The following is a 25434-nucleotide window of genomic DNA, read 5'->3' as shown; positions in this document are numbered from 1 at the left end:
CATCTTGTCTAAATTTACCCGGGAAGTCAATCGATATGCAGCCCGCTGCCTATAGGTTATGCTCCAGAAAAGAAATTAGCCTGAAAAATTCTTTATCCCGCTTCAGTACCTCTGTCATACGGGAAGACCAGCGGACAGGGCGAAACCGATATGTGTTGTTTTTCTCCATCCGTTCCAAAATTCCTGCTTTTAAAAGAGTTCTTCTTAATTCGTCTGCGACTTCTTCATTAGATGGAAGGGAACATTCACATTTTCGTTTTATAATATGGCCTTCCTTCTCTAAAAACGAAAGAACCGAGAGGATTTCCCCTTTTGTAAAGGAAGTGCGGGTTTCAAGCCGTAATAAAAGCTGTGTTTTCCACACATAAGGCTCTGTTTCAAAGGCAAAATCAAATTTACAGGGAATGAACACAATGGAAGGAAGAAGAGATAAGGGGATTCGCTTTTGGATATAGAGGGTTTTTTGAAGGGCTGACACATGCTTTGCAGGAGGATATGTCCTGAATTTGAGGATTTTTCGCTTCAGCCAGTCTGTGATTGAAGGCTCCTTTGTAAGCTTAGGATCCAGTACCTCTTCAAAGTTTATCAGGCTTGCTTTTGCATGAAATATTTGTTTGGAGAATGGATAAAAATGCGACAATTGCAGAAGGTGTTTATTTTCCGGGCAATAAAAGAGGAGGAAGGGTTCCAATGCATGGGGGAAGGTTCTGGCAAGAAGCCAGTGGAATGAGTTTAACCGGTACTCTGAAGCTCCAGTCCGCTGGAGCTGATTCGACCCAAGGATCCATACCGGTATAATTCCAAGTCTCTTATATCCTTTGTTCCGTTTGATCACCTGTTCATTCGGGATACTTGAACACTGATATTCAATGGCGTATTTTTTGCTGTCCACCGTTAAAAGCAGATCCGGCCTCTGGCGTATACGGGGAAGGTATGGTTCAAGTTCAATCTCCCCCATATCTTTTAGCCGTTGGTACAGCTGCTGCTTGCCCAGCGCGTGTCGCTCAGTCTCCGGCTCAGCATCATAAGCGCAAACCGTCTTCTTTCGATGGGCGAAGTGAAACCTCTTTATTGTGCCGAGCTTCAGCTCCATTGGCTGTCTGCAGGCGGGGCAAAAAAAGCTTTCTTTTTGACGGAGTTTGTCCAGTTCCTCAAATGAATAAGGTTTGCTCAGTAATGAAAAGGGTCCTGAATTTGTCATCGACGTTAACATGCTCTGTCTCCTCTCATGAATGAATTGCTTCTACCTTTTCAACATGAGCGGACCGGAATCCTTCCTCCGCTGAAAGAATGGCTTTTCGCACTGAAAAACGCCGTTTTTACTGACTAAAGCGCAAAAAGGGGCGGTCCATTAATTAAGGCTTTTACCCTTTTTACCTTTCGTTTCTTTGGCTGATTTACGCTCCCAGGCTGCTTGCTTTCCGCGGGGCGGGCGGTGAGCCTCCTCCTCGCTTGACTCCAGCGGGGTCTCACCTGTCCCGCTGGAGTCAAGCACCTTCCGCTCCAATCAGCCAATACCAAGGTTGTTCTTGAACTAATAAAAAATAAACCTCCTGAATGCCATGAGCGCTCAGGAGGTTTATTCTCTCTTTTGAGGACTTTTCAGACCGCTGCTTAAAGCATCGGCGACAATAGTCTTGCAAAGGATTCAAACATTCTCTGAAAGAAGCTTCGTTTCACGAAATCGTCCATCTCCAGTTTCTTTGATTCCAATAAATCCTTTTCGTATTCCTCAACCAGGGTGACGGTGCTGTCCGTCCGGTAAAGGAACGCATTGACTTCAAAGTTCAAATGAAAGCTTCTCATATCCATGTTAGCCGTTCCGATGGAGGCAAGCTCATAATCAACAATGACAATCTTGCTGTGCATGAATCCTTTTTCATATTCATAGATCTTCGCTCCAGCCTCCATCAGTTCCGCAAAGTAAGAACGGGATGCGTAAAAGACAAGCTTCTTATCCGGTCTTTTCGGAACGAGCAGGCGCACGTCCACTCCGCTCAGTGCAGCAACTTTTAAAGCAGACAGAATGTCCTCGTCCGGAATGAAATATGGGGACGCGATCCAGATGGAATCTTTTGCCGAGACAATCATCGAGAAAAACAGGCTTTTAATATTTTCCCACTTATTATCCGGCCCTCCGGCAATCATCTGAACACCGCCATTGCCTTCTGGAAAATCATCCGGGTCGGCTGCAAGAAACTTAGCCGTATCGAGCTCCTTGCCGGTCATATAGTACCAATCCTGAAGGAAAATCATATGAAGCATCCGTACGGCTTCCCCTTCGATCATCATATGAGTATCACGCCAGAAGCCAAAGAAATCCACTTTGCCAAGGTATTCATCGCCAACGTTTAAGCCGCCCATAAAGGCAGTTTTCCCGTCAATTATGACAATTTTCCTGTGATTGCGGAAATTGATCTTATTGCTTAAGAATGGAAGGGTTACAGGAAGAAACGGAACCATCTCGATTCCGGCCCGATGCATTTTGCTAATGTAGGCTTTTGATAGCTTCCAGCTTCCCACGGCATCATACAGGAAACGGATTTCAACCCCCTCCCGCGCTTTCTCGATGAGCGCCTCTTGAAGCTGCACCCCGATTTCGTCGTGGCGAACAATGTAATACTCAAGATGAATGTACGTTTTCGCTCCCTTTATCGCTTCCAGCATGGCAGGGAACTTCTCGTCGCCATTGGTTAAAATCTTGGTTTGAGAGGCGAAGGATACAGGACTGTGGCTGAGATTATGAGCAAGCTTGAACATAAGCTTCTGATGGTCCCCCATTTGCTCCGCCTTTTCCTCGTAACGATGATGGTCTCCTTCAATTTGCAGATACACCTGCTGGTCAATGAGGGCTTTCTTTTCAAAAAGTCTTCTTTTTCGTACATTTCGTCCGAACAGCAAATAAAATAAAAACCCTACGATTGGAAAAGCACCGAGCACGATCAGCCAAGTCAATGTCTGATTGGGTTTCCGGTTTTCCATGAAGATCACGAATCCGATAAAAACAATCGATAACGTAAAAATGATGCTCAGTGTACCGAGAATCCAGTCACCCCAATAGTTTTTCGTTAAAAAAATCACACCTGCAATAAATAATGTAAAAATAATAACTTGAATAAAATTTTTCATCGGCTCACCTGACTTTTCTGCGGCTTTCGCTATAGTACGATTTACATTCCCTAAAAGATTCATTTATAATCCATATTCAAATAAGAATCATCCATCATTCCATCTGCATTTAGTATTATACCCTGCAGAAATCAAAAAAAAGAACCGATTCCAAATGAAATCGGCTCGGAAAGTTACTGAAAATGCTTACGGATCGTATGCAGAGCATGTTCGTCCATGACCTTCTTACCGTACTCTTCCAGTCTGTGCACCGTTACCTTGGACTGGCTGCCGTATTCAGAAATGATGCTGAGAACATTGTCCATTTCTTCAGCGGCCTGTTCTTCGGTAAATTCAACATATAAATAGTAGTGGGAGTTTAAAGCAAACAAACGATTGGTAAAACCGGATACGTTCGTTTTGGACAGCGATATTAAATCTTCGAAATCACCGAAATGAATGACATATTCCAGCTGAGGAGGCTGTTCCTCAGAATCAGATTGCCCCTTAGAAAAGTGCTCATCCATCAGGCTGTCGATATTTTCATCAACGGGAATTTCATGATATTTATCATCACTGATTGGCAGCTCCAGCTTTTGTCCATCCTTCGACATCTGTGCTCTCGTAACGACTACTTCGAGACCTTTGTCCATGGCCTGCACCTGAATCCACAGCGGACCTTCCATCATGAAGTCTTCTTCTTCATGAACCTCATCCATCATTTCCCAGAAAAGTTCTTCACTGCGTTCGCGGTTATACCAGATTTCATCCCGGTCAAACCCGCGGTCTTCTATATCACCATATGAAATGTAAAATTTCACGGTATGCTCATTTATGCGTTCTATTTCCATGGATTACACTTCCCTTCTTTTTTTGATGTTGAAGGGACAACTAAACCCCCGATAGTTGCACTTTCCTACACTTTACCCCAAAGACTTGTTTTTTAACCGCCCTCTTGCATACCACAATATCCTCCTGCCAGTCAACAGCGGCAAGTGAGAATCTTGTACTCCTATTTTATGATAAATCGGACATAAATGAAATAAAAAAACACTGAAATAAGCGAAAACAGTTATTAACCCACTTTGAGTCATAATGGAGGGTGTTTTTCATATATTTGGTACAAGCACGAATCATAGGAAGTAAACGGGGGTATGGGATGGAGCAGGAGTTTCTGATCTCTTTATTGATGATTATCGGTATCGATTTAATTCTTGGCGGGGATAATGCGATTGTGATTGCGATGGCCAGCAGAAAGCTGCCGGAAAAGGACAGGCAAAGAGCCATTATAATCGGCACCCTTTTGGCCATCACTCTTAGGACCGCTCTTACAACCATTGCCGTTTATTTGCTGACGATTCCTTATTTGCAGCTGGCTGGAGGGATTTTTCTTCTTTATATTTCTTTTGGGCTGATGGCCGGAAAAGAGGAGAATGATGATTCCATTAAGAGTCATATAAGCCTGTGGAAGGCAGTACGGACGATTGTAGCAGCGGATGTCTTAATGGGGCTTGATAACGTGATCGCCGTTGCTGGGGCTGCAAACGGCCATACATGGCTCGTGGTGACAGGCTTATTCATCTCAATCCCAGTCATCATTTGGGGAAGCAAATTTGTCCTGCAGCTCATTGATCGTTTCCCTTACTTAATTTATGTCGGCGGGGGAATGCTTGCTTATACAGCAGGGAAAATGATTTCACATGAAGATCAGCTGCAGTTTCTCTCCGAAAAACCGATGTTTCTTGAAGCCCTCCCCTATTTTACCGTATTGATTTTCATCATCAGCGGCATGATGATGAAAAAAATGAAAACAAGCACGTAAAAAGCCTTCCAGGTGTACGGAAGGCTTTCATTTATTATTCATTTACTAAGCGCTGTGCTTCACGAAGCTGATACGTACGCACTTTTCTTGGAAGGAAACGGCGAATTTCATCTTCATTGTATCCAACCTGAAGGCGTTTTTCATCGATCATAATCGGTCTTCTAAGAAGTCCAGGGTGATCTTGAATCAGCTGATATAAGTCTTGAAGAGGCATGCTCTCAAGATTAACATTTAATTTCTGGAAGATTTTAGATCTGGTTGAGATGATCTCATCTGTTCCATCTTCTGTCATCCGCAGAATTTCTTTAATTTCGTTAATCGACATTGTGTCGGAAAGAATATTTCTTTCTGTATATGGAATCTCATGCTCTTCCAGCCATGCCTTTGCTTTTCTACATGAAGTACAGCTTGGTGATGTATATAGTGTTACCATGGAACTTTCACTCCTCTGTACGTAGTTTAAAATAAAATTACTTTAAACAAGTAATGCCTATGGCTCATTATACTATAAAAAAGTAAGTTAGTGAATATCTTTTCAGCAAAAGTTTGACGAATTCGTTACAATTCCTTTTAAATCAATATTTTTGATATTTGTTTAACATTCTGACTTTTCCAGGATTCCCTGGAATAAAGGTTTGAGACCGTTTTTTTCAGCGTATCATTTAAACCTTCATTCTCAATTAGCTTTTCTCATCGAAAATGTTATTTATTTCGTCTTCTTTCCTGATCTTCAGAACGTCTGAAACATCTTCATACGAACGGCCATACCATTCTTTATCCTTATACGTATGAATCTTCTCATAAGTTTCCTTCATCGCAGAAAAAATTTCAGATTCAGGACGGTCATTCGGTGACCAGTAAAGAATCTCCATATGATTGACCACGTTTGTGGCTAATGATTTTCTTGAGTATCCGATGGAGCTTGCATGGTGAAACCCTTCGCGCTGATAAAATTTCAGCCGTTTTGCCGTGTCCTCATCGGATTCATCCACCGGCTCTACTTCCAGCAGAATTGGCTTATTTTTCGACTTCAGCCTGGAGATGAGCTTATGGCCCAATCCTTCTCCGCGGGCATCTTTAGAGACATATATGTAGTCTATAAAGAGAAAGTCATCCAGCTCCGCATACATGAGCACGTGTTTCGGGCTTTCATCTTTGTAGTAAATGTCACCTCTTTCTTTTAATAAGGCTTCTATATGGTCACGCGACTTCATCTCTTCAATCGGAAAATACTGGCTCAGCTTTTCGTACCAATTCATGCATTCTCTCCTGTAAATGTAGTTGTATTGGTAATTTACCCATTTTATTTACGCATAAACATCATTCTATCTTTTTCAATAAGTTAACTGAAAATTCAATTCATTTCATATATAATAAAAGAAAGGAGTTGATTTCGACGAACGCTTACTTTACCGACTTCATTCTTGTGGCCATTTTTGTCATTGGGCTGACCGCCCTAATGGGAGTAATCGCCAATGGCATTGGTTCCGGTTTATTTGGAGGAAAAACAAAGGATGCGTTTTACGTACAGTCCGCAAAGACTCAAAAGGGCTGGAATCCGGTAAAAAAAATATAAAGATGATCGCTCGATATAACCTGCAAGCCTTTGTGCTTGCTTTTTTTTAGCCTTTCAATGGACAAATCTACAAACAAGAGGAAACCGGCATGAATAAGATGAAATAAAAAACAAAGAGGTGCTTTTCATATCATGTATGACACCGGTGTTGTTATGCCCGTATATATACAGAAACCTTCCTTTTTAAAGGCAGCTATTGAATCCATGCTGAACCAGGACCTACTTGAATTCCGTATGATTATCGTGGTGGATGGAGCTCCTGAAATGATTGAACTGGCAGAAAGATACAGTAGAAAAGACGCCAGAATTGAGATGCTTATTAATGAAACAAACCAGGGAGTTTCCAAATCTCTTAACAGAGGATTTGATCTTCTTTTTCAGGATCCTTCCATTAAATTTGTAACATGGGTCTCAAGCGATAACATCTATTATCCAAATTTCTTAAGCAAATTAAGAAACACTCTTTCTGCTTCTGATCCTCAAGTGGGCCTGGTGTACAGTTCCTTTCAGCATATTAACGATGATGGAAAAACTCTTTTAAATGAAGACCAGCTTCAATTACAGAGAAACTACCAAGCCATGTCGAAAGAAAGCCTGCTGGACGCGTGTATTGTAGGAGTTTCTTTTATGTATAGAAGTGAATACGCTAAAAAGATAGACGGTTATCGAGCGGAGCCCGTAGAAGACTATGATTACTGGCTAAGACTTACCTATTTCTGCGACATGGTGTTCATTCCTGTTGAACTTGTTGATTACCGAGTTGACTCTGAATTGAGTATTTCAACCTCATTAAAGAGTGAAAATCAACATCGGAGGTGGAGATATATGTATCACCTAGTAAGACATCAAGCAAGAGTGAGACTCCAAATCACACCTGAGCTGACAGTTGTATATATAGGAACAAATACAGAAAATGCAGTAAAGAGAGCTGAAGATCTCTACGATCAAGTATTTAGCAATTATCATTTTAAAATCGTGGATAGATCCCCAGACCAATCTATAACGAGCACTTTAATCCATATTCCCCATCCTCTTACTGAATTTATCTCGAATCCATTTGCAGATGAACATCAGGCACTACTCACTGCCATACATTCCATCCAAACTCCTTATACATTAATCTTAGGAGATAGTTTTTTTCCAACCCCAATGTTCATTCAAACTTTGATTTCTCATTTTAGGAATGCTGATCCCTCCTTTCTTTCCAGCTCCTTTACTTCAAACTATGAACAGGTTGTTTTTCAGACAGATCTTAATTCCGAGTATCCATTCACAAATCAGTTGTTCAGGACATTCAAGTTAAAAGAAAAACTTCAATAATGGATGACATTCCAACAAGAGAGGTTTAAAACATGAAAATTTTGTTCACATTCTATCTTCCAAGCGGAGGGATGGAAACATTAAACCGGATAAGGGCAAAATCACTGGCGAATATTGGAATCGAATCCCATCTTCTCTACCTTTACAACGCAGAAGGCAAAAAAAATATCGTAGGTATTACTACCTATATCACAAATGATGACACAAAAATAAAAGAAATTTTGGATAAAAATCAATACGATGTAATTGTCGTTTGCACAGATTTTTATTTATTGGAAAGGATACGGAATCTAGGTTATTCGGGAAAAATCATATATGAAGTTCAAGGTCTTGGCGTACCCAGTGAAGCAGCTGCAGTAGTGGATCAGGCTGTTCCTTACATCAAATCATATGCTCAAGCCATTTTATATCCGCAGACCTCCCATCTTATTCATTTATTTAATAGTAAAATACCTGATATTCCGCAATACTGTTTTGACAATCCATTGGATATCCATGGATTTGGATATAGAAATCATGAAAAAATAAGCCAGCCAATTATCGGGTGGGTAGGCAGAATGGAACCCAATAAAAATTGGACATTTTTTTTAGAGCTTTGTTCACATTTAATTAAATGGAATAATAATCTCCAAATATGGATGTTTGGAGATCTCAAATTGAGTGCTGATGATCAAAAGGAGGAATTTAAAAAACGTACGGAACAACTTCACCTTACCTCTCATTTGATTCATCATGAGGACGTCCCCAATCATGAAATGGCTGATTTTTATTCAAAAATTGGCGATTCCGGAGGATTTCTTAGTTCCACATCAATTCTGGAAGGATTTGGATACAGCGTCTCGGAAGCTTTGCTGTGCCGGTGTCCTGTAGTAGCGACCGATTCGGATGGAATCAAAAGCTTCATTATTCATAACTACACAGGAAAGATTAATAATCAAGGAGACTTGATGCAAGCTGTCAATTACGCTAAAGAAATCATCATTGACATTGAGGCTAGAGAAAAAATCCGGGAGCAGGGCGTTCTCCACATTAAACAGAATTTTTCACCCGAAAAGTATGGGAATTCTTTTAATATAATGCTCAGATCCCTTGGAATCATTGGATCATAATATTTATGAGATGCAGAGAAGCAGAACTTACGGCAGCGCTTTTTTGTATTGCTCTAATAAACATGCCCGCTGTGAGAAGCTCTTCTGACATTCACTTTCCTCGCAGGGGATTCTCCTCATAGCAGATTTTTTTTGGCATCAGCCTTAATCTGCTTTCTCTCAGAGATTTCATACCCTTCTGCAATCAATAACTTATTCAAAATAATGAGCTATACACAAGCTTTTAAGAATGACTGTCTTGCACTCCAAATAAAAAGAGGAAAACCAGCCGAGAGTATTTCATTCTTAGACTAGCATAAAATATGAAACACTATAAAACACCTTTGAAATGGTTACACTGTAACCACTACTATTCAGAGGTGTTTTTGCTTGGGCAAAAACCTATATTCAAGTGAAATTAAATGGGCGGTTGTTCGAAATAAATTAACGAAAAATGATCGGCCATACAGCTAATGGAGAAATATGAAAAAAATTTTTTTAAAAATTAAGACATTGATGAGGTGGTATAGAAATGGGGAAATATATCGGTTTGATCAGCCAATTGGAAACCAGAACTCATATGGACATGAACCTGATTTTACAACAGAAGAGAAACGAATGAACCGTCAGATCTCCCGTTTAAAGATGGAGAATGAAATCTTAATAAAGTACTTGAAAGGGAGTGTTTACACATGCATATCAGAACGGTGTAACGGAAAATGAAGCAGTAAGCAGTATGTCAAGGAGCGGAAATTGTTGGAATCTTGCAGTGATTGATTTCTTCCAAACTCTTTTAAAGACCGTAGAGTTCCAATTCTGCAATATCCATTATTTTTCCACCAGTATATTCTTAACTACATCGAGGAAAGAATCCAAGCAAAATTAGGCTGCCTGACCCTGATTGAATTTAGAGTCATGGCAGCCTAATAGGTTGTTTTATATGCTTCTAAAATCACTATGGTAGTGCTATTATCCAAATCATTTAGGATTAAAGTGAAAGGTGCGAGAGTTCTGCGGGAACAGCGGGACAGGTTATTTTCAGGAGGCGCTGGTGACGTAGATCCCGAGCACCTCACTCAGCAAGCTGGAAATCAGCCATACCTTATCCTATTTAAAGCAACAAAGCTTGCGAAAACACCTTTAAATTTAAAATCACTAGTTAATAATTCTCTTTTTTACAGAACGGCAGGCAGAACCGTAAATTCGGACTGGAGAACTCTTTGATTTTGCACAAGATTACCGGATTCATCCAATCCGAATACTGTCAAAACGGTTTCTTCTTCAGATGGACTGATTACATTGATTTGCAGTTCGTATGCAAATACCCCAGCAATAGAAAACTCTCGAATATCAACTGTACCAGCCGGCACAACGTAACCATTTACATAGAGCGGAGTCATAATAGGCGATTCAAGCGTATAGCGAAGTTGGACGACTATGGTGGCATCATCCACTAGACTAAGGTTTCTAGTATTTACAACTACGGTTGAAGCTGCCGTACCCGTTACGCGTGTATTGGTAATAACCCCTGTAAAATAATTCATTTTTCATTTCACCTACTTTTCTTAATCTGTGTAAGCAACAGCATTAAAACTTTCAGGGCCAACCCGGGTTGCTCCAAGCCCAGTTACACTGAGAAACATCGTGTACGATACAGGTCCTCCTGCTGGTACATTGAAATCTGATCCGCTGAACGATAAAACTTGAGGCCCTATAATGTTCAAATCAAGGGTCTGTGCAGCAGAATAAACAGCCAAGTCTGAGGGGGAAGTTCCTCTTACAATGGTGGCCGTAGCCTGGGCGGTAACAGGAAGCAACGGAAGCTGCAAGGAAACGGTACCTTCAAAGGTGACACGGCTGTTTTCTCCCGCACTGCTTAAATCCAGTGTTAACTGACCTGTCAGTTGTGGAGTCCCTGTTACCAGAACCCCAATAGAATTGGCATAGCTTGCGTTTTGAGAAGTTTTGGCATCTACTAGTCTAGCGATATGAATCTACTCCTTTCATGGAATTACTATAGCTTATTAATAGAAAGCGGAAATGACTGTATGTTTGCTGATTTCCCCATCCTTTTTATGTAAGTTGGTGAACCTGTCCAGTCCTTGTCACTTTTCCCCACATATAAATAACTAAGAGATGATTAAGGAGGAAACATACTTGCCGATATTTAATTTTCAGGTTACCCCGGATGGCCTTCCCAAATTCGAACCAAGTATCGCTGTTAATCTTCTAAGTACAAACATTATGGTTGCAGTCGCAACTGATAATTCCACCGGTCTCCCAAGGACAGGTCTGTACCGTTCAGTGGACGGGGGTGCAAACTGGTCCAATTCCATTCTTCCGCTTCCCGCTCCATTTACAGGAGCAGAAGCAGCGATGGTTGCTTACGCTTTCCCCGCAACCTTTGTCGTCTCTGCCCATGCCTTTCCTGGTGCAGAGAGCGGTACAACACTCGTTTATAGATCAACGGATAATGGAGTGACGTTTTCGGATCCTGTTGTGGTGGGTCCTGGTTACGGAACGTATATAAACAACGATGAGACCAATATTACGGTGGATAATTCACAGTCCAGTCCTTACTTAGGCAACATTTACGTGTCCTATAATCATCAATTTAACGTAAATAATATTGGTGGATCCGTTGCCTTCTTTAACCGTTCTATCGACGGCGGCAAGACGTTCCAAACTCCTGTTCTTCTCTCAGACGAAGCAGAACAAGTGGAAAGACCTGATGTAACCGTTGGTTTTACAGGGAATGTGTATGCCGCATGGATCACAACCGATCCTGTTTCTCAATTCGACATCAGACGGTCTCTGGACGGAGGGGCAACCTTCGAGACGACGGTTATTGTATCGGATATTGTACCGGTCCCAACCGTTTTGCCAGTACCAGGCTATGCTTTCAGGGTCCTGACATTCGCCAATTTAGGGACGGATAATTCAGTAGGCATTAACAACGGCAGCGTTTACGCCGTGTGGCAGGATTTTCGTCTGGGCTATTCGGATGTTTTTCTGTCAAAATCAACAGATGAGGGATTGACCTGGAGTGCGCCAAAGAGTGTAACAAATGCCATCCCGGGCTCCCAAAACTTTTTTCCCGCTATTGATGTTGACCCTTTGGTTGGCACGATTAACATCATTTATTACAGCAATCAGCTGGATGGATTCAACCTGGATGTCTTTACCGCACGATCCAATGACGGAGGGGAGACGTTTGTGAACCAAAGAATCACGTCCACTTCCTTCAACCCTAACGGAACTAGCCCAACTCCTGTTCCGTTAATCGGGGATTATATAGACATTGCATCGGTTCCTGCAGGAGGATACATCGGAGTCTGGACAGATACTCGAACTGGATTTCAAAATATCTTTGCGGGATATAATACAGATCCGATTTGAATTTAAAAACACTTGGGCTGGATTTCCCAAGTGTTTTTTCAGCGTTCTTATTTAAGCGGCGTATAATCGATGCCCTTCGTATACCGGTTACTTGCATTCCATAAAAGGAACTCATCGATCCCTTCCTCATTCAGTGCTTTTATTTGCGCTTCCACCTCAGGCTTTCCATATCTCAAGTAGTTGCCCTTTCCTAAATAAGAAGCGGTAAAATCCTGCAGCCAAGGACGGGAAACCGGCCTCGTTTTTAATCCATCCAGTTTTTTGTTTTCTACTTTCGCATACTCTTTGACCAGCCTGTAAGGCTCAGTATCCGGCTTTTCGATCCCAAAATACGGCCCCCAGTGACTCGGATAGATCATGGATGAAATCACATCCACATTTTCAGAAATCCGGGAAAAATTCTGTCCGATTCCCGGCGCCTCTGGAAGGGTTGCCGAATAGCCGAAAATATCAACCGATACTTTTACTCCGTACGGCTTCAGTTTTTTCTTCGCGTACTCTGTGAAATCTGTCACAGCCTGCACCCGTTTCTGTGTATTATCCCGGCTGTCCTGCCGGTAATCCCCTTCACTGAACGATAATTCCTTGTCCTTGTTTTCAAATCCCTCAGGAAAACGGACATAATCAAACTGGATTTCTTTAAAACCCATCTTGGCCGCTTCAATCGCAGCATTCACATTGTAGTCCCAGACCTCTTTCACAAAAGGATTGACAAATTTAGCTCCTGTCCCATTTTGCCAAACCTTGCCGTCTTTTTTGTAAGACCATTCCGGTTTTTTATCAGCGAGTACATTATCTTTAAACACGACAATCCGTCCGATTGGATAAATTTTATGTGTCTCCAGTTTTTTCATCATGGCTTTCGGATCTTTTATGTATCCCTTGCTTATTTCATAATACGGAGATTTTTTATCCGGATGGAAGGTAAAATTCCCCGAATCATCTTTCACATCAATCACCATACTGTTCAACTCGGTATCATCCATTAATTTTATAAGCGAATCCATTTTTGCGCCGCCTGCTGCTGTCCCCGTTACGTAAACCCCTCTTACTGCATCTGGATAATCAAATTTATATCCTGATTGGTAGGCAAACCGCGGCATATCGGCCGGCAGCTTTTTTTCCGGAATACTTATTTCGTTTAATGCAAGCGAACCATCATTTGCCGCCTGGGCACCGGATACAAAAAGCCCATTACCGGCCAGACAAACCAATACAGTCAAGCTGAAAGCTTTTTTGATCTGCTCTGTTTTCACTCTAACCCCTCCTCTAAATCTCTTTATCTTAAAGTATAGGGAAGTTTGACACAGGTTAATAGAGGATATCCTGCACATTATGCCGATTCCGCTCCTTAAGTATTACGAACTAGAAAAGTCCTTGTTTTTACTTTTCTTTCTGTCGGCAGGCCTGGTTTGATGGAAATACAAAGACAAATCAATCATCCGATCAGAAAATGAAAAGGGGCTGGGACATAACTGAAACAACTATTCTCAAAGACGAACAATGTCTAAATGATTTTTCCTAAACTTTGTTTCTTACGAATGAGTTATACTGAAGAAACAAGTTCGTTCCATTGCGCTGCAGCCACTCCCTTTCCGCGGGGAGGAAGGCTTAAGCCTCCTCGGCTGCGCCTGCGGGGTCTTAAGCGTCCTCTACTTCCCGCAGGAGTTGAGTGGCTTCCGCTCCATTCCACTAAAGGATACGATTTTTAGGATGAATAAACTCTTTTTAAACCAAATAAAAACCCGAACGATTAGGGGAAGGAGTTACTTACATCCACCTGATCGTTCGGGTTTTTCATTATCTGAAATACTTATGTCCCAGCCTTTTGTTTATTCCTTATACCGTTGCTGCGTATTGCTTCTGATACAGAGCAAATTCTTCGTTGGAGCACATAACAAAGTGCCCTGGTTTGACTTCACGAAGCTCCATTTCCTCGCCTGGCTGAAGCTTATGCTTAGCAGGCTCATAGGATTTTCTTACACGTGTGCGCTCATAGTCGGGATCCGGAAGAGGGATCGCTGACAGCAGGGACTGGGTGTAAGGATGAATCGGATTTTTATAAAGCTCATCCGCGTCGGCAAGTTCTACAAGTTTGCCGAAATACATAACCCCGATCCGGTCACTGATGTATTTAACCATAGACAAGTCATGGGCAATAAACAGGAACGTTAAGCCCTTTTCTTTTTGAAGTTTTTTCAAAAGGTTAACAACCTGAGCCTGGATGGATACATCAAGGGCAGAAATCGGCTCATCGGCGATGATGAATTCTGGCTCCACTGCAAGTGCCCGGGCGATTCCAATCCGCTGGCGCTGCCCGCCGCTGAACTCATGCGGGTAGCGGTTTGCATGCTCGCGGTTAAGCCCTACCGTTTCAAGCAGTTCTACAACCCGTTCCATCCGCTCTTTCGGAGATTTAGCGAGTCCGTGAATATCAATGCCTTCTGCAATGATTTCAGAAACCTTTAATCTCGGATTAAGGGAAGCGTACGGATCCTGGAAAATCATTTGCATTTTGCGGTTGAATTTTTTTAGTTCGCTTTTGCTCTTTTTGCCGTGAACATTTTCTCCGTCAAAAAGGACCTCTCCGCCTGTTGCATCATACAATCGGATAATAGTACGGCCGGTTGTGGATTTTCCGCAGCCGGACTCTCCTACTAATCCAAGCGTTTCACCTTTAAAAATATCGAAGGAGACATTGTCTACCGCTCTTACTTCATTGGATTTTCCTTTGTTAAAGTATTGCTTCAGGTTTTTAACTTCCAGCAACTTTTCTTTTGCCATCCTATTTTCCCTCCTTCAGTACAGGGAACTGACGCATTCTCTTTTTAACCGCTTCAGGCGGTTCAACTTTCGGTGCATTTTCATGATAGAGCCAGGAGGCTACGTAATGGGTGTTTGAAATTTTAAAGAAAGGCGGCTGCTCTTCCCTGTCAATTTTCAAAGCAAATGGGTTCCTTGCTGCAAAGGCGTCACCTTTCGGCGGAGCCAATAAGTCAGGCGGTGTACCCGGAATCGAGAATAGTTCATCATCATTCGCATCGAGATCCGGCATGGAACTGATCAAGCCCCATGTGTATGGGTGCTTAGGATTGTAGAAAATCTCATCTGCTGTACCGTACTCGACAATTTTACCGCCGTACATTACAGCCACACGGTCTGCAACGTTTGCCACAACGCCAAGATCATGCGTAATGAAAATGATGGACGTATCAATTTTCTTTTGCAGTTCTTTCATCAGATCCAGAATCTGCGCCTGGATGGTTACATCCAATGCCGTTGTCGGTTCGTCGGCGATTAGAACCTTCGGATTGCAGGCAAGGGCAATCGCGATGACCACACGCTGTCTCATCCCGCCGGAAAACTGATGAGGATATTGTTTAAATCGTGCTTCCGGCATCGGGATTCCCACAAGCTTCAAAAGATCAATCGCACGGCGTTTTGCTTCCGAGCGGCTCAAATTCTGGTGACGGATGATCGGCTCCATAATCTGCTTGCCGACTGTCATCGTAGGATTCAAAGAGGTCATCGGATCCTGGAAAATCATCGAGATGTCTTTTCCGCGGATTTTTTGCATCTGCTTATCTTTCAGCTTTGTTAAATCTTTTCCTTCAAAAAGAATGCTACCATTTTTAATTTCAGAGTTGCTTTCAGGAAGCAGTCTCATAATTGATTTCGTCGTAACGGACTTTCCGGAACCGGATTCTCCTACAATCGCAAGAGTTTCCCCTTTATATAAATCAAAACTCACATTACGTATGGCTTGAACTTCTCCGCCAAACGTATGGAAGGAGATTTCAAGGTCTTTAACTTCTAATACTTTTTCCATTATCGTTCACCTGCCTAGTCGCGCATTTTTGGATCAAGCGCATCACGCAATCCGTCTGCAATTAGATTGAAAGTAATCATAAGGACGGTAATGATAATTGCCGGAATAATCATCTGGCTCGGATATACCGTCATCGCTTTGTAGCCGTCTTCAATTAGTGTCCCAAGAGATGCCTGGGGATCTTGCAGTCCAAGACCGATAAAGCTTAAGAAAGCCTCGAAGAAAATCGCGTTTGGAATACTGAACATTGTATTGATAATCATGATTCCGAACATATTCGGAAGCATATGTTTAAAAATAATTTTTCCGTCAGATGCCCCAAGAGTTCTTGCTGCAAGAACAAACTCCTGATTTTTCATTTTCAGCACAGAGGCTCGGACAACACGTGCCATCGTTGTCCATCCGGTAATGGATAAGGCAATGATAATCGGGATAATCCCCGGTTTCAGTACGATGATCATCAGGATAACCACAACAAGATTCGGAATCCCGACAATAATTTCAATCAGCCTTTGCATAAATCCATCGACCTTGCCGCCAAAGTAGCCGGATATTGCCCCGTAAGCTACCCCAACCAATAAATCGATTAATGATGCGACAAGCGCAATCAGCAGTGACACCTGAGTGCCCTTCCATACCCGGGCAAAAATGTCACGGCCAAGAGTGTCCGTTCCAAACCAATAGTATTCTTTTATTTGACGCTGCTCATAAGGATGCAGGATTTTCCCTGAACTCGGCTGCTTGACAGTACCGTCAAACGGAAGCCATTCCACGTTTTCCAAAACCTGAATACGCGGAGGAAGGTTACCATGCTTTGTATTTTGATCACGGTAATTATAAGGTGTCAGCATAGGACCGATGAAGGCCATAATGATCAGAAGAATAAGGACAACAAAACTTACAAGCGCGCCTTTATTTTTCTTAATCCGCAGCCAGCTGTCCTGCCAGTAATTCAAACTAGGTTTTTCAATCCGCTCGCTTTTGGATGCATCCAGTGGAGCGGGGACAAATAAATCTGGTGATTTTTTTTCTGTGTTTATCATTTGCTGCTCCCCCCACTTACACGAATACGCGGATCAATAATTCCGTATAAAATATCTACAAGTAAAATGACGACAACGAATAATGCGGCAAAGAGAATGGATGTACCCATGATTACCGGATAATCGTTTGTCAGAATTGATTTTACGAATTGTTCTCCGATTCCAGGAATCGCGAAGATTTTTTCAATAACAAGAGAACCTGTCATTAAGCCGACTGCAAGCGGTGCAAGAACCGTTACTACCGGAATCAGCGCATTTCTAAGCGCGTGTTTAACAGAGATTTCAAAGAAACTTGCCCCTTTTGCTTTTGCAAGGGTAATGTAATCAGAATTCAGTACATCGATCATTTCCGTTCTCATAAATCGTGCTGCAATAGAGATTGGGAAAATAGCAAGTGCTATGGTCGGCAGTACGCTGTATTCCGGTCCTCTCCAAAACATAGTTGGGAACCAGCCCAGTTTACGTGCAATGTAGTATTGCAGAAGTCCGGCAAATACGAAAGAAGGAATACATTTCCCCAGAACTGCAATCAGGGTGGAACCATAATCCAGCCAAGTATTTTGCTTCAAGGCCGCTATGACTCCAAGGAAAATACCAAAGATTGTCCCAAAGAACATCGCCTGCAGCCCAAGGGTTGCAGATGGACTAATTCTGTCTGAAAGGATTGTTGTGACAGGAGTGTTATTAAATTGGAAGGATGTACCCAGGTCGCCTTTCAGCATGCCGCCGATGTACTTCACATACTGTACCGGCACCGGATCGTTCAGTCCGTACTTTTCATTCATGATTTGCAGCTGCGCCTCTGATAGTTTTTCTGCAGAGTTAAACGGGCTTCCAGGGATTAGTTTCATGAGGAAAAAGGTCGCAGAAATAACAATGAATAATGTAATGATCATATATACAATACGTTGCAAGATGTATTTTGTCATGATGCAGACACCTCCTAATTAATGCAATATTCAACGAATTTCGACAATTTAACGATAGGTAAAAAGAGAGTATATTTCTATACTCTCTTCTACTGTTCATAGAAAATAGTGAAGCTATTTAATTTGAGGCTTATTCGCCTTTAATTTTTACCCATTGGTAGCTGTATTCGCCGCCGATTGGGTGGTAAACCATTCCTTCAACCTTCTCTTTGATCAGAACGTTCACTGCACGCTGATAAAGAGGAGAAAGGGCTACATCATCTTCAAGCATCGTTTTCTCTGCTTCAGTGAACAATTTGTATTGCTCAGCTTTGTCAGTAGTCGCATCCGCTTTTTTGATTAGCTCATCATACTTAGGGTTAGAATAGCCCATTTTGTTTTGTGGTCCATCTGTTACCCAAAGGTCAAGGTACGTCATAGGGTTCAGGTAATCTGGTCCCCATCCGCCGTTTAGAAGATCGTAATCCATTTTGTCTTCAAGATCCAAACGGATTTTGAACGGTACGTTCTTCACTTCGATTTTCAAGCCTTCAAGAGTCTTTTCAAGCTGCTCTTTTACGAAAGAAGCTTCAAGTTTTGCCGTTTCAGTATCTTGAGTTACATAACCAAGAGTTAGATCTTTCTTGCCGATTTCTTTCATACCTTGAGCGAATAGTTTTTTCGCTTCATCTTTGTTTGGCTCTAAGTATTTACCAGTGTCACGGAAGTCTTTTCCTGAATCATCAGAAACGAATTCACGAGGTACTACACCGTCAGCAACAATGGAACCGTTTTGAAGTACATCGTCAACAAGCGCTTTTTTGTCAACTGCAAGTGCAATTGCGCGGCGGATGTTTTTGTTTGCAAGAGCAGGGTTCTTTTCGTTCATCTTGATCCACCATACAGATGACTCAAGGAATCTTTGCATTTGCTTGTCGCCCTCGTATTGAGAGATGATTGCAGCTGTTGCAAGCTTAGGCGTTCTGTCTGCTTCGTTAGCTTCGAATGCATTGACAGAAGCTTGAGGATCTTTAGATACGTTGAATTGGATTTTTTCCAGTGTTACGTCTTTAGCACCCCAGTAGTCAGCGTTTTTCTCAAGTGTCCACTCTGTAGCAGTCGGGCCGCCCCAAGCAGTCATTTTGAAAGGTCCGTTGAATACTAGATTTTCAGCGTTTGTACCGAATTTGTCGCCTTTTTCTTCAACAAACTTTTTGTTTTGCGGGTAGAAAGATGGGAATGCCATCAATGTATCGAAGTACTCGATTGGTTTTACAAGCTTAACTTCAAGTGTATGCTCGTCGATTGCTTTAACTCCAAGCTCTTCAGGTTTAGCAGATTTGTCATAAACCTTATCAGCATTGGCGATTTTGCCGATCATCATGTATGGACCGTAAGGAGAAGCTGTGTCCGGGTTAAGAGCGCGCTGCCAAGCGAAAACGAAATCGTTTGCTGTAACAGGTTCTCCGTTAGACCATTTCGCATCTTCTCTAAGTTTCATTGTGTAAGTAAGGCCATCTTCGCTTTTTTGAGGAGCTTCAGTAGCCATACCTGGAATTGCCTTTTGGTCTTTATCCAGGCGGTAAAGCCCTTCGTTTACGTTATTGATAATTTCGAAGCTTGCTGCATCCTCAGCCATTACGCTGTCCATGGATGGAAGCTCAGCACTTTCGAGGATTTTCAGTTCCTGAGGAACAGATGGTGTTTCTTCTGTTTCAGTACCTTTACCATTGTCCTTAGGTTCAGATGCTCCTTCTTTGCTGCCGCCGTAGCAGGCAGTCAAGAACAAACTCAGGACTAAAGTAAGTACTACGAGAAGTGAAAATTTAGAATTTTTCACTTGTTTGACCCCCTTTTATTTTCTGATAATTCTTACAAGGATTATTATACAAGCTTTTAAATATTTGTACATGTGTTTTTTTAAAAAAATTTACACAAATGCAATAATACTAATAATTCAGGCCTACAAAAATAGTTCTTTATACCTAGTTCATTTATTTTATATTTCAGGCATTTTTTAAAAAGTTGCCAGCTTAGCCTTGACAAGCAGGGGGTCTGTAAAAAATAATTAATGTTTATGTAAAGAGAGTGTAAGATTCCCTATGCATAATGGTAAAATATAGGGATCTAATTGTGTGTGCTACTTTTTAGATATAATGAACCTTATGCAAATTATTATGGCTATACTAGTAATATCTATAGAAACGAGGTGATTGCAGGATGAAGAAAAGCGGAATCATTTTTCTAAGCGGTTTGGCCGTCTCCCTCATTGGGTGTCTCGTCTATTATAAAGAGCTTTCGCTGCTCGGCATGATTAACTCAACATTCATGGTCGGAGGGATTCTGCTGTTTGTCTCTCTTTTCGGAACTGTAGCCCAGAGCGGATTCTTTGACGCAGCCGCATACGGAATGAGACGGACATTCAGGATTCAGGGAAAAGATATGGATAAAAAAGAAGTCGATGAAATGCGCCCTGTTTCCAAGCTGATTTCGTTTTCCGTTGCTCCGCTCCTGTTTGCAAGTCTGGCATTGCTCGGCTTCATGCTGATCGGTCTTGGACTTTATTACACATAGGTTGCACGTTTTGCATTTCTTTTTTATAATATGAAACAGTTAAATGTACCGGCTGTGATAAAGAGTAGTACACGAACCCCTCATTTACAGAGAGCCTGCGGATGCTGGAAAGCAGGCATTGAACTTCGTGGAATGGACTTTTGAGCCGCATTCCGAAAAAGTGAGTAGGCAATGCCGTATGTCCTGCGTTAAAGGATTCTAAGAGGCTTTCTTTTATGAAAGCAATTAGGGTGGCACCACGGTTCATTCGTCCCTTTTACAGGGATGGATGGGCCTTTTTTATTTTGATCAGACAAGGAGTTGTTTCTATTGAAAACGATTTTTTCAGGCATTCAGCCGAGCGGTGTTGTCACGCTCGGGAATTACATTGGCGCCATGAAGCAGTTTATTGAGCTTCAAAATGATTACAACAGCTATTTCTGCATCGTGGATCAGCATGCGATTACCGTTCACCAGGATAAAGCAAAACTGCGCGAGAGCATCCGCAGTCTGGCTGCTTTGTATGTAGCAATCGGTCTTGATCCTGAAAAGGCTACCCTCTTCATCCAGTCAGAGGTTCCTGCGCATACACAGGCAGGATGGATGCTTCAATGCGTCGCTTATATCGGAGAACTCGAGCGGATGACGCAATTCAAGGATAAATCTTCCGGAAAAGAAGCGGTGGCAGCAGGTCTGCTTACGTATCCTCCATTAATGGCGGCAGATATTCTTCTTTACGGAACAGACTTAGTACCGGTTGGAGAAGATCAAAAGCAGCACATCGAATTAACAAGAGACTTGGCTGAAAGGTTCAACCGGAAATACAATGATATTTTCACCGTTCCGGATGTCCGTATACCAAAGGTCGGCGCCCGCATCATGTCTCTGGCCGATCCAACAAGAAAAATGAGCAAATCCGACCCAAATCAGAAAGCATTCATTACCCTGCTTGATGAGCCAAAACAAATTGAGAAGAAAATTAAAAGTGCTGTAACCGATTCAGAAGGCATCGTGAAATTTGATAAAGAGAACAAACCCGGAGTATCCAACCTTCTTTCCATCTACTCGATCTTTACAGGACTTACGATTGAAGAGCTGGAAGCGAAGTATGAAGGCAAAGGCTACGGCGATTTCAAAGGCGATCTGGCAAAAGTCGTGGTCGATGAAATTGCTCCGATTCAAAAACGCTATTATGAGCTGATGGAATCCGATGAGCTCGACCGCATCCTTGATGAAGGAGCCGAGCGCGCAAACCGTGCTGCAACGAAAATGCTTCGGAAAATGGAAAACGCGATGGGATTGGGAAGAAAACGGAGATAATTTGGGGGAGCTCAGCTTAGCTGGGCTCTTTTTTCATTGCATCGGTTATAGCAATGTGCCGTTTCATTAGAGCGGAAGGCGTGAAACCCCGAGTTGCGAAGCTGAGAGAAGGCTCACCGCCCCCTTACGGTAAACGCCCTACAGTTTCGGATTTCCCCAAAAGAAAGCGCTCTATCTTCTATTATACCGTACCTCCGCAAAACGGGAGTACGGCTGTATACGCAAAATAGCCTCCTGATGCCCGTTCACTCGGGCGGATTGATCAGGAGGCTTGTCCATTCGCATCAATTTACTTTTGACTCGTGCTCGGTTTCCCATAGTTTTTCAAAGAACGGCTGTCCTTTTACGAGATGCTCGCAAAGGGACATATGCTTCGGAGACCAGCCATTCAGCGTTTCGCTGTATAGCTTCTGAAAGACATCCTGGAAGTCAAGGGAGCGGATCTGCTCGTATTCCTGAGGATTCCATTCTGTGTACCAGTATTTGATTTCCGCTGTATTTTGTGTCGTTTGCAGCTGGTCCAGCGCCATAAACAGAAGCTGCTTCAGCTGCCGCTCTTTCCGCGTAAGCCCTCTCATGTGATCCGGAGAAAGAGAAAGGATATGGAATTCCTTTTCCTCTCCATGCAGCGGTCCATGAAACGGATAGTCATCTGCTTCTACATCCTTCACCATCTCATAAACAAGCTGTTCCTGTCTTGGAATCAAGCGGCTTTTCCGTACAGGGATGCTGTAGCCGATTGTGTCCACTGCGATAATTCCTTGTCCATCCGTAACGACGAAGCAGTAATCCAGTTGGATTCGTTCATGATTTTTCCGGATGTAGGCTTTTTGGTGAATGTCTTTTAGGAGGCTCTGCGGAATTTCGGAAAGATCGTTTTCAATATACCTGAACAGCACTTGATTCACCTTGAGCAAAGGAACTTGATCCAGCAGTTCAACACTGTCATCCTTTCGCCATTCATGGAAATGGCATACATTGTATCCGTTCTCTTCTCCCTCAAACCAATTCACCCATACATCATGAAGAAACAACATTTCTTACCCCTCACCTTCTCATCTATTTGTCAATCAGTATAGGCAGGCCAGGCAGAAAATATTCCAATTTCTACAGATAATGGGCGGATTTTCTTCAGAGTCATTCCTCTATATGAAGCGCTTTTACAATACGTTCTGCCGGAACGGTAAAGAGACTTTCCGTCTTTAAGCCCGTATCCTTCATGTAGGATTTGACCGCATAATAACCCGCTGTATAGCCAAGCATTTTCGGGTACATGCCCAATCCGTACATCAGTTTGTCGAATTGGCGGTCCTCCTGTTTCACGTTCTCGTTGGGGAGAATCAGCTTTTTCCAAAACGTGCGGATTTGAGCATCTTGATAAAGCCGCGTCCAGCTTGCTGTTCTTTCTTCTCCCATCAGTTCCCGGACAGCCTGTTCAGCTAATCCTTCCATAATGGCCACATCGGTCAGCGTAAAGTCTTTCTCCTTTTTTGTGCTTTTCGCTAACCGACAAATATGATGGTATTCGTGAATAAGGAGAGACTTGATCTCTTCTTTCGGCACACCCGGAGATAGAAACAGAAACAACTTGTCAAAAAAGGCAAGTCCGGATTTCCCGCCGTATTCCCGCTGTATTTTTGTATTGGACAAATCCACCGGCAATAAAAAAACCGGAACGTCCGGGCCTCCCCACCTGGTCCGCAGCCATTCATATTCTTTTGCGACATATCCCCATACTTTTTCTTCCTTAAGCGACTGAATAATTTTATAGCCGGATTTTCCATTTTTATAGAGCCCAAACGTGAGCAAATATTGAATAAGCGCCTTCTCGCTCCGGTCTGGAAAATAAGGTTTCAGCTTTTTGGCAAGCTCCGTCAAAGGGGTTTCTTTGTTGAACCAGTCCTCTGTTTGAATGACACCCATTTTCATCACCTCTATTGCTAAGGTATGAAAAAAGGTTTCGATTGGGGAGTGAAATTTTTTGCTCCATGCTGCTTTTGGCAGAGCAGCTTTTTAGCAGCACTGAATCTGTTTTCTCCGCAGGACGGGGTGTCCAGAAAAGATTCAAAGATGGTTTATGTACTAAGTCGGGCGCTGAGATCCTGTCTGCAGGGTCTCAACGGTCCCGCTTTTTTAATCAGCATGACTCAAACAAACGAAAATAGGGAAACGCTTAGAATGCGTTTCCCAGTTTTAGATTTATGAGACTTTTCCAGCCTTTTTTTACTGATACTTCTTAAATAAAATCGTTGCGTTGTGTCCCCCGAAGCCAAGCGAGTTGCTGAGTGCTACGTTCACTTCTGTTTTGCGCGCTTCATTTGGAACGTAGTCAAGATCGCATTCCGGATCCGGATTTTCGAGATTAATGGTTGGAGGAATGATTCCTTCCTCGATCGATTTCACAGCAAAAATGGCTTCTACACCGCCTGCTGCGCCGAGCAAGTGGCCGGTCATCGATTTAGTCGAGCTGATGGCAACTTTTTTCGCGTGCTCTCCGAATACTTCTTTAATAGCCAGCGTTTCAAACTTATCGTTATAAGGAGTACTTGTTCCATGGGCATTGATGTAGTCCACATCTTCAGGCTTAAGATTTGCGGTTTCAATAGCCTGTCTCATCGCACGGACGCCGCCTTCTCCTCCCGGAGCCGGAGCGGTAATGTGGTAGGCATCGCCTGTTGCGCCATAGCCGACAATTTCAGCGTAGATTTTCGCACCGCGGGCAAGAGCATGATCAAGCTCTTCAAGCACAAGTATTCCAGCCCCTTCCCCCATGACAAATCCGTCGCGTTCTGCGTCAAACGGGCGGCTTGCTTTCGCTGGATCGGGATTGGTTGACAGTGCTTTGCTTGAGCTGAAACCGGCAAAGGCCATCTGTGACAACGGGGCTTCAGCTCCGCCTGAAATCATCACGTCGGCATCGCCGCGCTCAATGACCCGGTACGCATCCCCAATGGAATTCGTTCCGGTTGCACATGCCGTTACCGTACATGCATTAAATCCTTTAGCACCCAAAGCAATGGAAACCTGGCCTGCTGCCATATCCGGAATCATCATCGGTACAAAGAACGGACTGACCCGCTTCGGTCCTTTTTCCATTAAAATCCGATGCTGGGTTTCGAACGTTTCCATGCCGCCGATTCCTGACCCAACCCAAACGCCCACTCTTGGAGCATTTTCATCGGTAATTTCAAGATTCGCATCCTTTACAGCCATAAAAGATGCTGCAACGGCATACTGAGTGAAGCGATCCATTTTGCGCGCTTCTTTTTTATCCATGAACTGCTCAGGGTCGAAATCGGTGATTTCTCCCGCTACCTTCGCCGGGTAATCATCCGGATTAACGCGTGTTAACGGCTTTATTCCCGATACCCCGTTAATCGCATTTTTCCATGTTGTTTCCGCATCCAATCCAAGCGGACTGACTGCACCTACTCCTGTTACAACCACTCTTTTCTTTTCCATAAAGAA

23 protein-coding genes and 1 other annotated feature are annotated in these 25434 nt (G+C 42.8%); of the genes, 7 read left to right on the top strand and 16 right to left on the bottom strand.

Annotated features, from left to right (window positions below; translation table 11 throughout):
- Positions 1 to 49: 49 nt before the first annotated feature.
- The 3 genes from CEF21_RS08595 to mecA all read right to left on the bottom strand — a co-directional run bounded on the left by CEF21_RS08595 (position 50) and on the right by mecA (position 3959).
- A complete protein-coding gene (locus tag CEF21_RS08595; protein WP_123915210.1) occupies positions 50 to 1213 on the bottom strand; it encodes a competence protein CoiA in 1164 nt (387 codons plus the stop codon).
- Between the two features lie 401 nt (positions 1214 to 1614).
- The gene (cls, locus tag CEF21_RS08590; protein ID WP_123915207.1) at positions 1615 to 3129 is read right to left on the bottom strand and encodes a cardiolipin synthase; all 1515 of its coding nucleotides are present in this window, start codon (positions 3127 to 3129) and stop codon (positions 1615 to 1617) included.
- 173 nt (positions 3130 to 3302) lie between these two features.
- Positions 3303 to 3959 carry an adaptor protein MecA gene (gene mecA / locus CEF21_RS08585; RefSeq protein ID WP_123915204.1) on the bottom strand — a complete coding sequence of 219 codons (657 nt, stop codon included), beginning with the start codon at positions 3957 to 3959 and terminating at the stop codon, positions 3303 to 3305.
- Positions 3960 to 4267: 308 nt separating this feature from the next.
- On the opposite strand from mecA, the gene CEF21_RS08580 reads away from it, so the two are divergent.
- A complete protein-coding gene (locus CEF21_RS08580; protein ID WP_123915202.1) occupies positions 4268 to 4930 on the top strand; it encodes a TerC family protein in 663 nt (220 codons plus the stop codon).
- A 34-nt stretch (positions 4931 to 4964) separates the two neighbouring features.
- Here CEF21_RS08580 and spxA read toward each other — a convergent pair whose 3' ends face one another.
- Together spxA and CEF21_RS08570 are read right to left on the bottom strand one after the other, a co-directional pair.
- Complete coding sequence (spxA, locus tag CEF21_RS08575) at positions 4965 to 5363, bottom strand: transcriptional regulator SpxA (protein WP_123915199.1); 399 nt, start codon at positions 5361 to 5363, stop codon at positions 4965 to 4967.
- 247 nt (positions 5364 to 5610) lie between these two features.
- Positions 5611 to 6189, bottom strand: a complete 579-nt coding sequence (locus tag CEF21_RS08570) for a GNAT family N-acetyltransferase (protein WP_123915196.1) — start codon at positions 6187 to 6189, stop codon at positions 5611 to 5613.
- Positions 6190 to 6317: 128 nt separating this feature from the next.
- On the opposite strand from CEF21_RS08570, the gene CEF21_RS08565 reads away from it, so the two are divergent.
- The 3 genes from CEF21_RS08565 to CEF21_RS08555 all read left to right on the top strand — a co-directional run bounded on the left by CEF21_RS08565 (position 6318) and on the right by CEF21_RS08555 (position 8935).
- Complete coding sequence (locus tag CEF21_RS08565; protein WP_241156796.1) at positions 6318 to 6506, top strand: hypothetical protein; 189 nt, start codon at positions 6318 to 6320, stop codon at positions 6504 to 6506.
- Positions 6507 to 6638: 132 nt separating this feature from the next.
- Entirely contained in the window at positions 6639 to 7826 is a 1188-nt protein-coding gene (locus CEF21_RS08560) for a glycosyltransferase family A protein (protein WP_123915194.1), read from the top strand.
- 71 nt (positions 7827 to 7897) lie between these two features.
- On the top strand, positions 7898 to 8935 hold the full coding sequence (locus CEF21_RS08555; RefSeq protein WP_241156795.1) for a glycosyltransferase family 4 protein: 1038 nt from the start codon (positions 7898 to 7900) through the stop codon (positions 8933 to 8935).
- A gap of 1154 nt (positions 8936 to 10089) precedes the next feature.
- Here the strand turns inward: CEF21_RS08555 and CEF21_RS08550 are convergent.
- Positions 10090 to 10458: a hypothetical protein gene (locus tag CEF21_RS08550; RefSeq protein WP_123915188.1), complete on the bottom strand. Its 369-nt coding sequence runs from the start codon at positions 10456 to 10458 to the stop codon at positions 10090 to 10092.
- 21 nt (positions 10459 to 10479) lie between these two features.
- A complete protein-coding gene (locus tag CEF21_RS21565; RefSeq protein WP_241156794.1) occupies positions 10480 to 10743 on the bottom strand; it encodes a hypothetical protein in 264 nt (87 codons plus the stop codon).
- A gap of 328 nt (positions 10744 to 11071) precedes the next feature.
- Between CEF21_RS21565 and CEF21_RS08540 the strand changes: the two genes are divergently transcribed.
- Positions 11072 to 12313: a sialidase family protein gene (locus CEF21_RS08540; RefSeq protein ID WP_241156793.1), complete on the top strand. Its 1242-nt coding sequence runs from the start codon at positions 11072 to 11074 to the stop codon at positions 12311 to 12313.
- 47 nt (positions 12314 to 12360) lie between these two features.
- On the opposite strand, the gene CEF21_RS08535 is transcribed toward CEF21_RS08540, so the two are convergent.
- The 6 genes from CEF21_RS08535 to CEF21_RS08510 all read right to left on the bottom strand — a co-directional run bounded on the left by CEF21_RS08535 (position 12361) and on the right by CEF21_RS08510 (position 19933).
- Positions 12361 to 13536 carry a putative glycoside hydrolase gene (locus CEF21_RS08535; RefSeq protein ID WP_481747666.1) on the bottom strand — a complete coding sequence of 392 codons (1176 nt, stop codon included), beginning with the start codon at positions 13534 to 13536 and terminating at the stop codon, positions 12361 to 12363.
- 616 nt (positions 13537 to 14152) lie between these two features.
- Entirely contained in the window at positions 14153 to 15097 is a 945-nt protein-coding gene (locus CEF21_RS08530; RefSeq protein WP_123915179.1) for an ABC transporter ATP-binding protein, read from the bottom strand.
- Between the two features lies 1 nt (position 15098).
- Positions 15099 to 16142, bottom strand: coding sequence for an ABC transporter ATP-binding protein (locus CEF21_RS08525; RefSeq protein WP_123915176.1), 1044 nt, complete (start codon positions 16140 to 16142; stop codon positions 15099 to 15101).
- A gap of 14 nt (positions 16143 to 16156) precedes the next feature.
- Positions 16157 to 17185 carry an oligopeptide ABC transporter permease gene (gene opp3C / locus CEF21_RS08520; protein ID WP_123915173.1) on the bottom strand — a complete coding sequence of 343 codons (1029 nt, stop codon included), beginning with the start codon at positions 17183 to 17185 and terminating at the stop codon, positions 16157 to 16159.
- Entirely contained in the window at positions 17182 to 18114 is a 933-nt protein-coding gene (opp3b, locus tag CEF21_RS08515; RefSeq protein WP_123915170.1) for an oligopeptide ABC transporter permease, read from the bottom strand. The genes opp3C and opp3b overlap by 4 nt, the downstream gene beginning before the upstream one ends.
- A 130-nt stretch (positions 18115 to 18244) precedes the next feature.
- Positions 18245 to 19933: a peptide ABC transporter substrate-binding protein gene (locus CEF21_RS08510; protein ID WP_123915167.1), complete on the bottom strand. Its 1689-nt coding sequence runs from the start codon at positions 19931 to 19933 to the stop codon at positions 18245 to 18247.
- 380 nt (positions 19934 to 20313) lie between these two features.
- Here CEF21_RS08510 and CEF21_RS08505 point away from each other — a divergent pair, with 380 nt between their 5' ends.
- Complete coding sequence (locus tag CEF21_RS08505) at positions 20314 to 20667, top strand: DUF3899 domain-containing protein (RefSeq protein ID WP_123915164.1); 354 nt, start codon at positions 20314 to 20316, stop codon at positions 20665 to 20667.
- A gap of 45 nt (positions 20668 to 20712) precedes the next feature.
- Positions 20713 to 20925: a binding site (T-box leader), on the top strand.
- A gap of 51 nt (positions 20926 to 20976) precedes the next feature.
- Positions 20977 to 21966, top strand: a complete 990-nt coding sequence (gene trpS / locus CEF21_RS08500; protein WP_164462131.1) for a tryptophan--tRNA ligase — start codon at positions 20977 to 20979, stop codon at positions 21964 to 21966.
- Between the two features lie 284 nt (positions 21967 to 22250).
- Here trpS and CEF21_RS08495 read toward each other — a convergent pair whose 3' ends face one another.
- The 3 genes from CEF21_RS08495 to fabF form a co-directional block, all read right to left on the bottom strand.
- The gene (locus CEF21_RS08495) at positions 22251 to 23003 is read right to left on the bottom strand and encodes a YjbA family protein (protein WP_123915158.1); all 753 of its coding nucleotides are present in this window, start codon (positions 23001 to 23003) and stop codon (positions 22251 to 22253) included.
- Positions 23004 to 23103: 100 nt separating this feature from the next.
- Entirely contained in the window at positions 23104 to 23889 is a 786-nt protein-coding gene (locus CEF21_RS08490; RefSeq protein ID WP_164462130.1) for a DUF2268 domain-containing putative Zn-dependent protease, read from the bottom strand.
- A 300-nt stretch (positions 23890 to 24189) separates the two neighbouring features.
- Positions 24190 to 25428, bottom strand: coding sequence for a beta-ketoacyl-ACP synthase II (gene fabF, locus CEF21_RS08485; RefSeq protein ID WP_123915152.1), 1239 nt, complete (start codon positions 25426 to 25428; stop codon positions 24190 to 24192).
- Positions 25429 to 25434 lie beyond the last annotated feature (6 nt).

This window comes from Bacillus sp. FJAT-42376, assembly GCF_003816055.1.
In the GTDB taxonomy this organism is placed as follows: Bacteria; Bacillota; Bacilli; order Bacillales; family Bacillaceae; genus Metabacillus_B.
The sequence above is the reverse complement of the archived record's forward strand: the minus strand, read 5'-3'. Positions and strand labels throughout refer to the sequence as shown.